We start from the raw sequence: 15,164 nt of genomic DNA, 5'->3' as shown, positions 1-15,164 counted from the left end.
TTTACGACCCACATCGAGTAGAAACGAGCTAGCGCAGCAGTCGAGGGGAAACCCCAAATCTCGCCGCGTCGCCATCGGGCTAAAGTGGCGAACGTGGCTTCGACCGTGGAGATCATCATCCCTTTTTCCTGGAGACTTCCCGACGTATTCGTACGTGCGTCGGATGGTACGCTGCACCGTGTTGTGCGCCACGCCACGACCACGGAGGCTATCGCCAAACTTGAGAGCATCCCCAGCAATTACCACTTGGATTGCGAATGCATGCTTGATAACGGCGAGGCGCTCGTGTGGGCGGGAAGCAATCGATATCGACAAATCAACGGCGGCGCCATCTATACCGCCGAACCCGATGTCTCCACTCCCATCCGCGAACGCCATGCCAGCGACGCCGCCAAGCGTAGCGAACACGGCCCCGCCTCGGCTGGCCCGCAAACAAGACGGGCCGACGGGCATAACCCCTTACCACTGGCTGTCGTCAATCTTAAAACCGGCAACGATTGGAGTTTGATACGCGCGTGGCGCGAGCACCTCAATATCACTACTGCTGATATGGCTGCCCGGCTTGGCGTGGATCATTCCATTTACATTGAATTGGAACGGCCACGCCCGCGCCCTCGACAGATTGTGCTGGACCGAGTTTCCGAGGCCTTGGGCGTGTCACCCGACCAACTCGATGATTCATTGTTTGGAGGCCGCTTTCTGTAGTGCCGCACGGCATCGCGCACGCGCAGCACCCTGAAACGTCCACACCACTTTTGCGCCGCAACACTGCCGGCCCGTGGAGGTACTGAGTATGCTCGGCACCGCAAGAAGATTGACCGATGTGCTTGTCACATCGCCCGACGGCACCTTGTATCGCATCGAACGCTTCGTTGCGGACCTGGATGCTTATTCCGCGTTGGGCACTTCCCGTTTCGACCCCAAGACGCATTGCATCTGCCGGACCAGCTCTGGCGAAAAAGTCACTTGGCTGGGCGGCCAGGCCTACCAGATGATGAAGAACGGCATCTCGTTGACCGCGGTGGACCGAAGACGGGGCGTCTGATCCGATTCGGATACCAGACACCAAAACAAAAGCGGCTTGATGAATGACCATCAAGCCGCTTTGGACTTTCTTTTGCCGTGCGCTTTCAGCAGTTCGCTGTTGCGCTTCGGCGGCATCGCGATAAACGTGTTATCGACTATCGCGTGTTCAAAAATAAGGTGGTGCGCCCGGCAGGATTCGAACCTACGACCCCCTGGTTCGTAGCCAGGTACTCTATCCAGCTGAGCTACGGGCGCCCCGAAAGAGGCGTGTTTATAACATGAAAAAATAGGGTCGTGCAAATCGAGGGAAAAATATCGATGCGCATGACGCCACGCCACACAAAACAAAAAGGCCTTCGATCAATGATCAAAGGCCCTTCCATTTTCTTTGACGGTGACTTCAGTGTGACCTGAAATCTGGTGCGCCCGGCAGGATTCGAACCTACGACCCCCTGGTTCGTAGCCAGGTACTCTATCCAGCTGAGCTACGGGCGCTCCGACAAAGAGGCAAAATTATATCAGAACAATTTCACCAATTTACTGCTTTCAGTACTTTTTTTCGTACTGCTTTTTGACACTTACCTTGCTTGATCTGCTCAAGTTTTTTAGCGATTCATTCGGCTCAACATCAGCACAATCAAACCACTACAAAACTTGGTGCGCCCGGCAGGATTCGAACCTACGACCCCCTGGTTCGTAGCCAGGTACTCTATCCAGCTGAGCTACGGGCGCGTGTTCAAGCAAGCCTTGAATAATAGCGTGATTTTTTACGGCGTGCAAGTTTGGGTGCGGTCAGAAAAGCACTACTCTAATGGCCGCTCAACACAACGGCCTTGAACGTGAAACACCTGCTCGCTGATCTGGAACAGCTTGACCACTTCGACGAAATCATCGACGTGCGCTCGCCGCTGGAGTACGCCATCGACCACATCCCCGGCGCCCTCAACGCACCGGTACTGAACGACGAAGAGCGCGTGCAAATCGGCACGTTGTACACCCAGGTCTCACCTTTCGAAGCCTCACGCATTGGCGCCGCCATCGTCGCGCGCAATATTGCGCGGCACCTGGAAACCACCTTCGTCGACCGGCCACAAGGCTGGCGGCCGCTGGTGTATTGCTGGCGCGGCGGCAAGCGTTCGGGTTCGATGACGGTGATGTTCAACATGATCGGGTGGCGCGCCAGGCAATTGAACGGCGGCTACAAACGCTACCGAGGGGCCACGCTGCTTGCCCTGGACACCCTGCCCACCACGCTGCGCTGCGTGGTGCTCGTCGGCCCCACGGGCAGCGGCAAGACGCGCCTGCTGCACGCACTTGAATCGGCCGGCGCGCAGACGCTGGACCTTGAGCACCTGGCATCACATCGCGGCTCGCTGCTGGGCGCCGTGCCTGGCATTGCGCAACCTTCGCAAAAACGTTTCGACACGCTGCTCGCCGCGCGGCTGCGTGCCCTGGACACCACGCGACCCGTGTTCGTTGAAGCGGAAAGCCGCAAGATCGGCGCCGTGGCTTTACCGCCTGCCCTGCTGCAAGCCATGCATCAGGGCGAGTGCATCGAAGTGGTCTGCACCCCCGAAGACCGCGCGGCGTTTCTGCAGCAAGACTACGCGCAACTATTCGACAACGCCGATTGGCTCAAGGAACAGTTGCAACGCCTGCTTGGCCTGCACAGCCGCGACGTCATCAACGGCTGGCTACAGATGGTGGACGAAGGCCGCCGCCTGGATCTGGCAAGCGACCTGATCAAGCGCCACTACGACCCCGCGTATGCCCGCAGCGGCCACGCGCACTACACGCAGTTGCCGCAAGCCATGCAGATGAGGTTCAGGCCGAACGATGCGGATGTGGTGGAACAGGCGCGCGCGCTGTTGGCGGCGATGCAGACGCAGGCGATGCAGATAAGAACGACATGAAAAAACCCCGCAATCACTTACGCGATTGCGGGGTTTTTATCTTCAACGCTGTACTAAGCCAGCGCCGAAGCTTATCTGGCGGAGACGGTGGGATTCGAACCCACGATGCAGTTTTTAGCCACATACTCCCTTAGCAGGGGAGCCCCTTCAGCCTCTCGGGCACGTCTCCGAAAAGAGAACGAGATTCTAGCACGAAATTTTTGGCCGTTGCCCGCAAACGGGGTCATCATTCAAAAAAAACGTGCCGGACTCGCTGCCTTTATTCCTTGGCGCCCGGCGCCTGGTCCAGGCCGAACGCCTTGTGCAGCGCGCGCACGCCCAATTCCATGTACTTGTCGTCGATGATGACCGAGGTCTTGATTTCGCTGGTGCTGATCATCTGGATGTTGATGCCTTCTTGCGAAAGCGTCTGGAACATCAGGCTGGCCACGCCCACGTGCGAACGCATGCCGATGCCCACGATCGAGACCTTGGCGACCTTCTCGTCGGTGGACAGTTCACGCGCGCCCACGGCGGGGATGACTTCGCGCTTGAGCAGTTCGACGGCACGCGCGAATTCGTTGCGATTCACGGTGAACGAGAAGTCGGTAGTGCCAGCCACGGACTGGTTCTGCACGATCATGTCGACGTCGATGTTGGCGGCGGCGACCGGACCCAGGATGGAGAAAGCGATACCCGGTTTGTCGGGCACCGCCAGCAAGGTGATTTTGGCTTCGTCGCGGCTGAAGGCGATGCCGGAGACTACGGCGGCTTCCATTTTTTCGTCTTCCTCAAAAGTAATCAGCGTGCCCGAGACCATTTCTTCGTCGAGCGGAATGAGCGGGTCGGTCAGCGAGGACAGCACCCGGACCGGTACACGGTATTTGCCGGCGAATTCCACCGAGCGGATCTGCAGCACCTTGGAACCCAGCGACGCCATTTCCAGCATTTCCTCAAAGGAAACGACGGCCATGCGGCGCGCTTCGGGCACCACGCGCGGATCGGTCGTGTAGACGCCGTCCACGTCGGTGTAGATCAGGCATTCGTCGGCCTTGATGGCGGCTGCCACGGCCACGGCCGAGGTGTCCGAACCACCACGGCCCAGCGTCGTGATGTGGCCTTCGGGGTCTATGCCCTGGAAGCCGGTCACGATCACCACGCGGCCCGCGTCGAGATCAGCGCGCACGCGCGCGTCGTCGATGGAGCTGATACGGGCTTTGGTGAACGACGAATCGGTGCGCACGGGCACTTGCCAACCGGCATAGCTGCGCGCGGGCACGCCTTCGGCCTGCAACGCAATGGCCAGCAAACCGCTGCTGGCCTGCTCGCCGGTGGCGGCGATCATATCGAGTTCGCGGCCGTCGGGCTGGGGCGAAATTTCGCGCGCCAGACCCAGCAGGCGATTGGTTTCGCCCGCCATTGCCGACGGCACAACAACAACTTGGTGGCCGGCGGCATGCCACTTCGCGACGCGACGCGCCACGTTTCGGATGCGCTCGACCGAGCCCATCGAAGTACCGCCATATTTGTGAACGATCAGGGACATCTCGTACTCTGGCTGGAAACCCGCCGCAAAGTGGTGACGGGCAAAACCATATATTCTAGCGCGGCGGTAAAAATTTGCTCAATTTGTCGGGATTTTCGTTCATTGGGCGGTTATTTTTGCTCGGATTTCTTGTCAGACCGTGATCGACTTTCGCCGCTATCCGCGCGGTTCGACCCAGACCCGCCCCCGATGGCAGCGCACGACATGGCCGGCCTGCTCCACCCGCAACTGCCTGTCGTGGCCCAGGCTGTGCAGCTCGCGCAATTGGCGCAGCAGGTCGCGCAGGCGTGCATCCGTGGGCATGCGCGCGCCGTTTTGTTGCAGCCAGAAGCGCAGCACCTGCGCCTGGCGCGCCGGCGACAATTCGCGCCAGGCCTTCAATGAAAAGCTGGCGCCGTCTTCATTCGGTTCCAGCCGCGCGAAGTCCTCGCGCGCCACTTCGTCCAGGATCTGGGCGGCTTCGGCCATGTGGGCGGCGTGCCGCGCCACGATGGCGCGCCAGCCGGGCCAGCGGCTGTCCAGCACCGGCGCCAGCAATTCGCGCACGGCGGCGCGTGTATAGCGCGGGTCGGCATTGGTGGGGTCTTCTACCGGACGCCAGCCGCACGCGCCTTCGACGGCAGCCGCGGCCTGCAAGATCGTGGCGCGGTCCTGCCCCAGCCAAGGACGCAAATAGGTGATGCCATCACGAACGGATGCCTCGGACATGGCCGCCATACCCGTCACCCCCGTGCCGCGCAACAGACGCAGCAATACCGTTTCGGCCTGATCATTGCGGTGATGCGCCAGCAGCACGTGGGTGATGCCCTGCGCCCGCGCAAGCTGCGCCAGCGCCGCATAGCGGGCGTCACGCGCGGCGGCCTCGATGCCTTTGCCTGCGCCCTGCTCCACCTGCACGCGGGCTTCCTGGACGGGTAACCCCAGCACGGCGCCCAAGGCATGGGCCTGCCGCCCCCATTCATCAGCGGCGGCCTGCAAGCCATGATGCACATGCAAGAGCACCAGACCAATGCCCAGTTCGCGCGCCACCGCCGCCGCGTGCACGGCCAGCATGGCCGAGTCGGCGCCGCCGCTAAGCGCCACGCCGATGCGTGCCGGTTGCGCTGGCAAGGCGCGCAAGGCCAGTCGCAACGCCGTCAGCAGCGCGGGCGTCAAGGGCAGCACGGCGGCCGCGCAATGCAACACGCCCGACTCGGCCGCAAGGGGCGTGTCGGGCGTGGGTTGCGTATTCATGATGCGAGGCGCGGGCGGCGCGGCCGTGACGCCGGCCCAGCGGCCAGCGCCTTTGCCTGCGTTATGCGCGCACTTCCTGATAGGCGCCGTAGGACAGCAGGCGTTGCACGCGCTGTTCCACAAGCTGCTCGGGCGTCATGCCTTGCAACTGGCGCAGGGCGTCGCCCAGCGCGCGGCGCAACAGGCGGGCCATGACGCGGGGGTCGCGATGGGCGCCGCCCACCGGTTCGTTGACCACGCGGTCAACCAGGCCCAGATCCTTCAAGCGCGGCGCGATGATGGCAAGCGCTTCGGCGGCGTCCGGCGCCTTGTCGGCGCTGCGCCACAAGATGGACGCGCAGCCTTCGGGGGAAATCACGGCATAGGTGGCGTATTGCAGCATCAACACGGCGTTGCCCACGGCAATCGCCAGCGCGCCGCCGGAGCCGCCTTCGCCGATGATCGTGCAGATGATGGGGACTTTGAGTTCGGCCATGGCGTACAGATTGTGGCCGATGGCTTCGGACTGGCCGCGCTCTTCAGCGCCGATGCCGGGGTAGGCGCCCGGGGTGTCCACGAAGGTGAACACGGGAACGCCGAATTTCTCGGCCAGGCGCATCAGACGCAGAGCCTTGCGATAGCCTTCGGGACGCGGCATGCCGAAATTGCGGGCGGCACGTTCCTTGGTGTCGCGGCCTTTTTGATGGCCGATGACCATGCAGGGCGTGCCGTTGAACCGCGCCAACCCACCAATGATGGATTGGTCGTCGGCGTACATGCGGTCGCCGTGCAGTTCGTGGAAGTCGGTGAACATTTCGCGCACGTAATCCAGCGTGTAGGGACGCTGGGGATGGCGGGCGACAAGGGCCGTCTGCCAAGGCGTGAGCTTGGCGTAGATTTCCTTGGCCAAGGTCTGGCTCTTTTGCTGCAGACGTCCGATTTCGTCGGAGATGTCTACCGCCGAATCGGCCTGCACATAGCGCAGCTGTTCGATCTTGTTTTCAAGTTCGGCCAGCGGCTGTTCAAATTCCAGAAATGTATTGCGCATGTAGTGTGGTTCCGTAGATGGGCTGCCTGGTGTGCATCAGTATTGAACCGGTGTCGGTTCCAGACTGCGCCATAGGTACCAGGTTGCCACGGTACGCCAGGGTTGCCACGCCAGCGAGACTTCGCGAGCCTCGAAGCGCGAGACAGGCTCGCCACTGAAATAGTGTAGCGAGATTGCCTTGAGCAACCCTGGATCATCCAGCGGCAGAACGTCAGGCCGCTGTAGATTGAAAATCAAAAACATCTCCGCCGTCCAGCGCCCAATGCCCCGGATGGCGACCAGTTCGGAAATAACGGCTTCGTCGTCCATCGCCGCCCATTTTTCAGGGTGAACGCGGCGTTCGCCAAAGTGCACGGCCAGGTCCAGCACGTATTCGGCCTTGCGCTGGGACAGCCCGGCGCGGCGCAAGCCGTCCACGCCCACGCGCAGCACGGCGACGGGCGTAGGCCGCTTGCCCACGGCTTCGATGAATTTGGTCCAGACGCCGTCTGCCGCCTTGACCGAGACCTGCTGGCCGATGATGGCGCGCGCCAAGGTCACGAACGGCGTGCCGCGCGAGGTCAGCCAGACCTCGGGGTGCTGGGGGATGACCTTTTTCAAGATGCGATCGCGCCGCATCAGATGGGCAACGGCGGCTTCCCAATAGTCAGGCTTGGGAATGTCGAGATCAGGGGTGGACATGTCGGGCGTATCCACTGGGCTCACGCCCGTCGCCATTGCGTCAAGCCACCGGGCTTGTCATCAAGTTCGATGCCGGCCTCGCGCAATTCGGCGCGGATACGATCCGCTTGGGCGAAGTCGCGAGCGGCCTTGGCGGCGGCGCGGGCGTCGATCAGGGCCTGGATGGCCGTGGCGTCCAGCGTGGCGCGCTGGCCTTGCTCGATAGCGGCCGCCGAATAGCGGGTGGGCGATTGGAAATACGTAGCCGGGTCTTGCTGCAACAGGCCCAGCAGCGATGCCAGCGCCTTCAACTGGCCAGCGCTGCGAGCGCTTTTGCCACGGTTGGCTTCGGAAGCCAGTTCGAACAGCGCCGCGACGGCGCCCGAGCTGTTGAAGTCGTCGTCCATGGCCGCCTTGAAGGCCTGGGCTTGCGGCTCGTTCCAGTCAATGCCTTGGTCGTCGGCGGGCACGTTCTGCAAGGCCTGGTACAGGCGGTCCAGTGCGTTCTGCGCGTCGATCAGGTTGTCGGGCGTGTAGTTCTGCGAGCTGCGGTAGTGATTGCGCACGATGAAGAAGCGCACCATTTCGGCTTCGCGCGGGTTCACGCTGTAAGTGGCGGCGTCGGTGGCCGGGTCGCCCTGGGCGATGGTCTGGCGGATGGTGCGGAAATTGCCCAGCGACTTGGACATCTTGTCCGAATCAACCATGAGCGGGCCGCAATGCATCCAGACGTTGGCCAGCGTGCCGCCGAACGCGCCTTCGGTCTGCGCGATTTCGTTTTCGTGGTGCGGGAATTTCAGGTCGGGACCACCGCCGTGGATATCCAGCGGCAAGCCCAACAGCGATTTGCTCATGGCCGAGCATTCGATGTGCCAGCCCGGGCGGCCCATGCCGTAGGGCGATTCCCACTTGGTGTCGTCGGGTTCTTCGGCCTTGGCCGACTTCCACAGCACGAAGTCCAGCGGGTCGCGCTTGGCCGAGCCCACCGCCACGCGCTCGCCGGCGCGCAGGTCGTCCAGCGTCTTGCCGGACAGCTTGCCGTAGCCGGGGAACCCCCGCACGGCGTAGTTCACGTCACCGTCATCAGCCTGGTAGGCCAGGCCGTTCTGTTCCAGCTTGCCGATGATGTCGAGCATCTCGCCCACGTACTGCGTGGCGCGCGGCTCGCGGTCGGGCCGTTCAACGCCCAGCGCCTGCTCGTCGGCATGCATGGCGGCAATGTAGAACTCGGTGACGTCGCCGATGCGGCGGCCGGTTTCAACGGCGCGGCGGATGATCTTGTCGTCGATGTCCGTGATGTTGCGCACGTAGTCGACAGCCAGGCCGCTGGCGCGCAGCCAACGCTGCACCACGTCGAACGAGACCAGCATGCGGGCATGGCCCAGATGGCAGAAGTCGTACACGGTCATGCCACACACGTACATGCGCACCTGACCAGCCTGGGCCGGTTTGAACGGTTCTTTGGTACGCGATAACGTGTTGTAGATCTGCAGCATGGCGCTTGTGTCGTGTCTGATTGATTGATTTCCGCGGCGGAATCGGAAAAAGTGGCTTGGGCGGGACGATACCCGCGCAGCGTGCCGGCCCTATATAGCTCAAGCTCGGACCCGTGCCGAACCAAAATCTCAACCGGGGCTAAAATGGCGGTCGTCAAGTATAGCAAGCGGCCCGGTCGCACGCCTAAGTGCTGCCCGGCCACGACTTTTAACGGATACCCACGTGACGATCAAGCCGCGTTTTTTTGTCGCCCTGCTCGCCCTGGCCCTCGCCGGCGCGCCGGCCGGAATCGCCCTTGCCCAGTCGATGGCTGGCGGCAGCGGGGCCAACCCCAACGCCACGCGCACCACGCTGGACCCCATCCCGCCCGAAGGCGGCTGGGACGGCCTGGCCAAATTGCTGGAAGCGGCGAAACCCGGTGTCGATACGCGGCTGCAGCCTTCTGCATCGCAGATCACCACCCGCATCGAAACGCTGCTGAACCGCGGCGACAACGAAGAAGCGCTGGCGATGATTGAAAAGCGTCAGGCTGAAATCAAGGACCAGCGCGGCACCGATGTGCAACTGATGTTCCAGCACGCGCGCGCCTTGGCTGCCCTGAACCGTCCGGGCGAAGCCATCGACATCTATACCGAAATGACCACGCGTTTCCCGGAGCTTCCGGAACCTTGGAATAATCTGGCCGCTCTATATGCCAGTCGGGGAGAACTTGAAAGAGCGCAAGACGCCTTGAAAATGGCGCTGCGCGCTGACCCCGGCTATGCCGCCGCCCGAGCCAATCTGGGCGATCTGCAACTTCTACAGGCCTTGCGCACTTACAAGAAGGCCGCCAGCGATGGCGTGCCGGGCATGCAGGAAAAGGTCCGTGAAGTCGAAACCATGCTGAAGGATAAACAAGGCAAATGATGTCCCGATACTCCCCCTTTCACCTGCTGCGCCTGACGGCGTGCTCGTTCGCGCTGGCCGCATTTGCCCCAGCGCTTGTCAGCGCCGCCCCAGCGGCCTCCTCCACCACCACTACTACTGAAGGCACAAAAGCCATGAGCACCAATCCGCGCGTCAAGCTCGTCACGAACCAAGGCGATATGGTCATCACCCTGGATGCCGCCAAGGCCCCCAAGACCGTCGAGAATTTCCTGACCTACGTCAAGGAAGGCTTCTACAACGGCACGGTGTTCCACCGCGTGATCGACGGTTTCATGATCCAGGGTGGCGGCTTTGAACCCGGCATGAAGCAAAAGCAGACGCATGCCCCCATCGAAAACGAAGCCAACAACGGCTTGAAGAACGACAAGTACACCCTGGCAATGGCTCGCACCAGCGACCCGCATTCGGCCACGGCACAGTTCTTCATCAACGTGTCCAACAACGACTTCCTGAACTTCACGTCTCCCACGCCGAACGGCTGGGGCTATGCCGTGTTCGGCACCATCACCGAAGGCACCGACGTGGTCGAAAAGATCAAGGGCGTGAAGACCGGCAACAAGGGCTTCCACCAGAACGTGCCCAACGAAGACGTGATCATCGAGAAGGCCGAAATTCTTGAATAAGATTGCCCTGCCCGGCCCGATCTGGCTGGCGTCCGACCTGCACCTGGGGCCGGCCACGCCGGCCACCTCAGAGGCATTCCTGGCATTTCTGGAAGCCGCGCAAGAAGACGCCGCTGCCTTGCTGCTGCCGGGCGACATCTTTGACGCCTGGATCGGCGATGACGTGATCCGCGCCGCGCCACCGTGGCTTGCCACGGTGCTGACGGCGCTGCGCGAGACGGCCACGCGCATTCCGGTATGGCTGGGCCGCGGCAACCGCGACTTCCTCATTGGGGAAGAACTGGCCAATGCCGTGGGTGCCAAGCTGTTGCCCGAACCGGCGCTGCTGGAAACGGATTTTGGCCAGGTGCTGCTGACGCACGGCGACGAGTTCTGTACGGACGACGCCGCGTATCAGCAGTTCCGCAAGATGGTCCGCAATCCGCAATGGCAGGCCGAGTTTCTGGCCAAGAGCATTCCTGAACGCCTGGCGATGGCGCAGCAGGCCCGTGGCGAAAGCCAGGCGGCCAACCAGACGAAGTCCATGGAAATCATGGACGTCAATGGCGCGGCCATCGACGCGATCTTCCGCGACACCGGCGTGCGCGTACTGGTACACGGGCACACGCACCGCCCGGCGCGCCACGTGCTGGACATCGACGGCAAGAAATGCGAACGCTGGGTCCTGCCCGACTGGGACTGCGACCACGTGTCGCCCCCCCGAGGCGGCTGGCTCACCATCGACCGCGACGGCTTACAGTTCTACGACCTGGAAACGTAGGATGGGTGTAGCGCGGCAAGGCATGCCCACCGCGCAAACCCATCAGGCAGCGTACGATTTCCGTAGCGAATGCCGATTGATGGGTTCGCGCGTTGTACCGCCTTCGCCCTAGCCTGCAGCGTCTCGCGCCACACCCATCCTACGATGGGTATGGCGCGGCAAGGCACGGATAACCCCCCCATCCCGCAGCAGCCGTAGGATGGGTGCAGCGCGGCAAGGCATGGATAAAAACCCCAGCCCCCACCGCGCAAACCCATCAAGCAACGTCCCTCCGTAGGATGGGTGCCGCGCGGCAAGCCATGGACAAGAACCCCAACACCCACCGCGCAAACCCATCAACCAGCCCCCACCGTAGAACAGGTGCAACCTGGCAAAGGCACGTTTACTTACCGCGCCAACACCACCTCAGCGCGTAAATATCCACGCCGCCACAATCCCGCCGAACACAATTCGGTACCACGCGAACACTCTATACGTATGGTTCGCCACAAACCGCAGCACTGCGCGCACCACCACCATCGCGCTCAGGAATGCCGCGATGAAGCCCACGGCGATGCCCGACAGATCATGCTGGGTCAACACGCCGAAGTTCTTGTACATATCAAAAACCGCCGCCCCCAGCATCGTGGGCATGGCCAGGAAGAACGAGAACTCCGTCGCCGTCTTGCGCTGAATCCCTGCAATCATCCCGCCGATAATCGTCGCACCCGACCGGGACGTACCCGGAATCATCGCAAAACATTGCGCCACCCCCACGCCCAGCGCCTGTTTCCAGGTGATCTGCTCCAGCGTGTGCGCTGACGCCCGCTCATCCGATGCCGTATCGTCCGCCGCGCCCGGTGCATCGCCCGGCGTGTGATGGGTCTTGCGTTCGACATACAGCATGATCAAGCCACCCACCACCAACGTCACCACCACCACGCCCGGGTGATAGAACACCGACTTGATGGTCTTGATGAAAATCGCGCCGATGACCGCCGCCGGCAGAAACGCGATGATCAGGTTGCGGGTGAACGCGACCTCACTCGCCACGCCCGTGAGCGTGCCGCGAATCAGTTGGAGCAGCCGCGCGCGGAACACCCACATCACCGCCAGGATCGATCCCAACTGGATCACCACCTCGAATACCTTGCCATCGCTGGACTGGAAATTGATCCAGTCGCCCACCAGGATAAGGTGGCCGGTGCTGGACACGGGGATGAACTCGGTCAGGCCTTCAAGAATGCCAAGGATGAAAGCCTTGATCAGGTAGAGCGCGTTATCAGTCACGTTGGATAAGGGTCCGGTTAATCGTTAGCCAGCGGGGCTTCGTCCGACAGCATTTCCTGCGGACGCTTTTCAACGCGCACCAGCGCGATGCGGCGGCCGTCCATTTCCAGCACCTCGAAGCGGAAATGCTGATGGTGGATTTCATACTCGCAAACATCGCCCGGCTTGGGCAGGTGGCCGAAGCGCGACAGCAGGTAGCCCGCCAGGGTCGAAAACTCCTGCGCGTCGTCCACCAGGCCCTCGGTTTCCAGCACCTGTTCAACATGGTGCAGGTCGGCTGCGCCATCGATCTTCCAGGTGTTGTCGCCGTCGGCCACGATGTCGGGCAGTTCGTCTTCGTCGGGGAATTCGCCAGCGATGGCCTCGAACACGTCAATCGGCGTGACCAGCCCTTCGATGGCGCCGAACTCGTCGGCCACCAGCACCAATTGGCCGCGCGACCGCTTCAGCGTATCCATCAAGCGCAGGATGCCGATGGACTCATGCACGATGATGGGGTCGCGCAGGCGATTGCGGCGCACGCGGCCTTCGGTGATCAGGTCCGCGACCAGGTCCTTGGCGCGCGCGATGCCCAGCACCTCGTCCAGCGACCCCCGGCAGACGGGGAAGAAGCTATGGGGCGCCTCGGTCAATTGGCGGCGGATCAGTTCCGGGTCGTCATCGATATTGATCCAGGACACATCCGTGCGCGGCGTCATGATGGACCGGATGGACCGTTCGGCCAGGGTCAACACCCCGCTGACCATATTGCGTTCCTCAACACCGAAGGCCGGCATGGCCGGGCCATCCATATTGGGCAGGTCGGCCTCGTCGCTGGCGGGCGGGCGCTTGCCCAGCATGCGCAGCACGGCAGACGCTGTGCGCTCACGCATCGGACGGCGGGCATCCAGCTTGAGCAGGTTGCGGCGCGCCACCTGGTTCAACGCTTCAATGGCCACCGAAAAGCCGATGGCGGCATACAGATAGCCCTTGGGCACCTTGAAGCCAAACGCTTCGGCCAGCAGCGAGAAACCGATCATCAGCAAGAAGCCCAGGCACAGCACCACCACGGTGGGATGCGCGTTGACGAAGCGCGTCAGCGGCTTGGAGGCGATCAGCATGATGCCGATGGCGATGACGACGGCGATCATCATGATGGCCAGATGGTCCACCATGCCCACGGCCGTGATGACGGAGTCCAGCGAGAACACCGCGTCCAGCACCACGATCTGCGTCACGATCACCCAGAAGCTGGCGTACACGCGCGGCCCGGACGAGCCACTTTGATGCCCGCCTTCCAGGCGCTCATGCAGTTCCATCGTGCCCTTGAACAGCAGGAACAGGCCGCCCACCATCAGGATCAGATCGCGACCCGACGGGGACAAGGGACCCACCGAAAACAAGGGCGTGGTCAAGGTGACCAGCCACGACATGACGGACAGCAAACCCAGGCGCATGATCAGCGCAAGGCTCAACCCCAGGACGCGAGCGCGGTCGCGTTGCTCGGGGGGAAGCTTGTCCGCCAGGATGGCGATGAATATCAGGTTATCAATGCCCAGGACGATCTCAAGGACGACCAGGGTAAGCAAGCCGACCCACGCGGCGGGGTCCAGCAGCCACTCCATCAGGAGCTCCAGAAGTTACACGACCGGTAATCGTACATGGAAAATTCATGACATGCCGGTGACGCGCCCCCCTCCGTTTGCCTGATGGCCATTGGCTTTGCGCCATGCGCAGGGCTTGCACGCACACGTCGTGCCAAAAAAAAACCGGCCCGAAGGCCAGTCTTTTTGAAGCCGGTTTTACACCGGGATCAGGCCGCCGACGGCGGGTTCAGCGAGCTCAGCATCTGCGTGAAGATCTTGGGCGTGGCGGCCAGCACATTGCCGGTGTCCATCCAGCCTTGCTCACCGTCGAAGTCGGCGATCAGGCCACCGGCTTCCAGCACCATCAAGCTGCCGGCAGCCAGGTCCCAAGGCTTCAGGCCCACACCGCAGAAGCCATCCAGGCGGCCGCTGGCCACGTAGGCCAGGTCCAGCACGGTGGAGCCCATGCGGCGTACGCCGGTAACGTTTTCCGCCATATGGCGGAAACGCTGCGAACCTTGCTCGGGGTCGCCAGCGTTGGGCCAGTGCGCGCCCAGCAGCGCTTCGTGGTAGCGGGTGCGGCCCGAGACGCGCACGCGGCGGTCGTTCAGGAAGGTGCCGCTGCCACGGCTGGCCGTGAACAGTTCGTTGCGCGAGGGGTCATAAATGACCGCTTGCGTCACTTGGCCGCGCTGGGTCAGCGCGATGGACACGGCGTAGTTGGGCAGGCCGTGGATGAAGTTCGTGGTGCCGTCCAGGGGATCGATGATCCATTGGAATTCAGCCTGGTCGGGACCTTGCAGCCCGAATTCCTCGCCCAGCACGGCATGGTCCGGGTAAGCGGCATGCAGTGTCTCGACGATGGACTCCTCGGCGGCGCGATCGACTTCCGTGACATAATCGCGCGGCCCCTTGCGAGCCACGCTGAGTCGTTCCAAATCCATGCTGGCACGGTTGATAATGGTGCCGGCACGCCGGGCCGCCTTGATGGCGATGTTGAGCATCGGGTGCATAAAATTCCGTACGTATGCGGTGGGTTCGCGTGATGATAGGCCACTTGCCGCCCCCCGGATCCATCGTCGCCCCAACGGGGAAATCGACCCAAAAAACCAGGAAGGCGTGAAGCCAAACGCGCCATT

The 15,164-nt window shown here is 62.4% G+C and carries 14 protein-coding genes and 4 tRNA genes; 6 read left to right on the top strand and 12 right to left on the bottom strand.

Annotated features, from left to right (window positions below):
- Window positions 1–105 precede the first annotated feature (105 nt).
- Window positions 106–705: a helix-turn-helix domain-containing protein gene (locus WBR68_RS26345; RefSeq protein ID WP_050448701.1), complete on the top strand. Its 600-nt coding sequence runs from the start codon at window positions 106–108 to the stop codon at window positions 703–705.
- 88 nt (window positions 706–793) lie between these two features.
- Window positions 794–1,045 carry a hypothetical protein gene (locus WBR68_RS26340; protein ID WP_198158201.1) on the top strand — a complete coding sequence of 84 codons (252 nt, stop codon included), beginning with the start codon at window positions 794–796 and terminating at the stop codon, window positions 1,043–1,045.
- A gap of 159 nt (window positions 1,046–1,204) precedes the next feature.
- Here WBR68_RS26340 and WBR68_RS26335 read toward each other — a convergent pair.
- The 3 genes from WBR68_RS26335 to WBR68_RS26325 form a co-directional block, all read right to left on the bottom strand.
- A tRNA-Arg gene (locus WBR68_RS26335) sits at window positions 1,205–1,281 on the bottom strand.
- A 163-nt stretch (window positions 1,282–1,444) separates the two neighbouring features.
- Window positions 1,445–1,521 (bottom strand) — tRNA-Arg (locus tag WBR68_RS26330).
- Between the two features lie 160 nt (window positions 1,522–1,681).
- A tRNA-Arg gene (locus WBR68_RS26325) sits at window positions 1,682–1,758 on the bottom strand.
- Between the two features lie 107 nt (window positions 1,759–1,865).
- On the opposite strand from WBR68_RS26325, the gene mnmH reads away from it, so the two are divergent.
- Window positions 1,866–2,939 (top strand): tRNA 2-selenouridine(34) synthase MnmH, encoded by a 1,074-nt coding sequence (gene mnmH / locus WBR68_RS26320; protein ID WP_230695680.1) that lies wholly within the window; start codon window positions 1,866–1,868, stop codon window positions 2,937–2,939.
- 76 nt (window positions 2,940–3,015) lie between these two features.
- On the opposite strand, the gene WBR68_RS26315 is transcribed toward mnmH, so the two are convergent.
- From WBR68_RS26315 to cysS, 6 genes are all read right to left on the bottom strand, one after another.
- Window positions 3,016–3,108: transfer RNA gene (locus WBR68_RS26315), tRNA-Ser, on the bottom strand.
- 90 nt (window positions 3,109–3,198) lie between these two features.
- On the bottom strand, window positions 3,199–4,464 hold the full coding sequence (locus WBR68_RS26310) for an aspartate kinase (protein WP_050448658.1): 1,266 nt from the start codon (window positions 4,462–4,464) through the stop codon (window positions 3,199–3,201).
- A 156-nt stretch (window positions 4,465–4,620) separates the two neighbouring features.
- Complete coding sequence (tilS, locus tag WBR68_RS26305; RefSeq protein WP_342490520.1) at window positions 4,621–5,595, bottom strand: tRNA lysidine(34) synthetase TilS; 975 nt, start codon at window positions 5,593–5,595, stop codon at window positions 4,621–4,623.
- Window positions 5,596–5,758: 163 nt separating this feature from the next.
- Window positions 5,759–6,724 carry an acetyl-CoA carboxylase carboxyltransferase subunit alpha gene (locus WBR68_RS26300; protein WP_050448656.1) on the bottom strand — a complete coding sequence of 322 codons (966 nt, stop codon included), beginning with the start codon at window positions 6,722–6,724 and terminating at the stop codon, window positions 5,759–5,761.
- 36 nt (window positions 6,725–6,760) lie between these two features.
- Entirely contained in the window at window positions 6,761–7,405 is a 645-nt protein-coding gene (locus WBR68_RS26295; RefSeq protein WP_127185192.1) for a DNA-3-methyladenine glycosylase family protein, read from the bottom strand.
- 20 nt (window positions 7,406–7,425) lie between these two features.
- Entirely contained in the window at window positions 7,426–8,880 is a 1,455-nt protein-coding gene (gene cysS, locus WBR68_RS26290; protein WP_230695678.1) for a cysteine--tRNA ligase, read from the bottom strand.
- Window positions 8,881–9,103: 223 nt separating this feature from the next.
- Between cysS and WBR68_RS26285 the strand changes: the two genes are divergently transcribed.
- From WBR68_RS26285 to WBR68_RS26275, 3 genes are all read left to right on the top strand, one after another.
- Window positions 9,104–9,787, top strand: coding sequence for a tetratricopeptide repeat protein (locus WBR68_RS26285; protein WP_050448654.1), 684 nt, complete (start codon window positions 9,104–9,106; stop codon window positions 9,785–9,787).
- Window positions 9,788–9,921: 134 nt separating this feature from the next.
- Window positions 9,922–10,431 carry a peptidylprolyl isomerase gene (locus WBR68_RS26280; RefSeq protein WP_006225507.1) on the top strand — a complete coding sequence of 170 codons (510 nt, stop codon included), beginning with the start codon at window positions 9,922–9,924 and terminating at the stop codon, window positions 10,429–10,431.
- A complete protein-coding gene (locus tag WBR68_RS26275; protein WP_230695676.1) occupies window positions 10,424–11,191 on the top strand; it encodes a UDP-2,3-diacylglucosamine diphosphatase in 768 nt (255 codons plus the stop codon). Before WBR68_RS26280 ends, WBR68_RS26275 begins: the two co-directional genes overlap by 8 nt.
- A 405-nt stretch (window positions 11,192–11,596) precedes the next feature.
- On the opposite strand, the gene WBR68_RS26270 is transcribed toward WBR68_RS26275, so the two are convergent.
- The 3 genes from WBR68_RS26270 to WBR68_RS26260 form a co-directional block, all read right to left on the bottom strand.
- Window positions 11,597–12,460, bottom strand: a complete 864-nt coding sequence (locus WBR68_RS26270) for an undecaprenyl-diphosphate phosphatase (RefSeq protein ID WP_050448652.1) — start codon at window positions 12,458–12,460, stop codon at window positions 11,597–11,599.
- 17 nt (window positions 12,461–12,477) lie between these two features.
- Window positions 12,478–14,064 carry a TerC family protein gene (locus tag WBR68_RS26265; RefSeq protein ID WP_050448651.1) on the bottom strand — a complete coding sequence of 529 codons (1,587 nt, stop codon included), beginning with the start codon at window positions 14,062–14,064 and terminating at the stop codon, window positions 12,478–12,480.
- 188 nt (window positions 14,065–14,252) lie between these two features.
- Window positions 14,253–15,038: an inositol monophosphatase family protein gene (locus WBR68_RS26260; protein ID WP_050448650.1), complete on the bottom strand. Its 786-nt coding sequence runs from the start codon at window positions 15,036–15,038 to the stop codon at window positions 14,253–14,255.
- Between the last annotated feature and the right edge of the window lie 126 nt (window positions 15,039–15,164).

Source organism: Achromobacter sp. JD-1, assembly GCF_038594925.1.
Taxonomy (GTDB): domain Bacteria; phylum Pseudomonadota; class Gammaproteobacteria; order Burkholderiales; family Burkholderiaceae_B; genus Achromobacter; species Achromobacter spanius_C.
The sequence above is the reverse complement of the archived record's forward strand: the minus strand, read 5'-3'. Positions and strand labels throughout refer to the sequence as shown.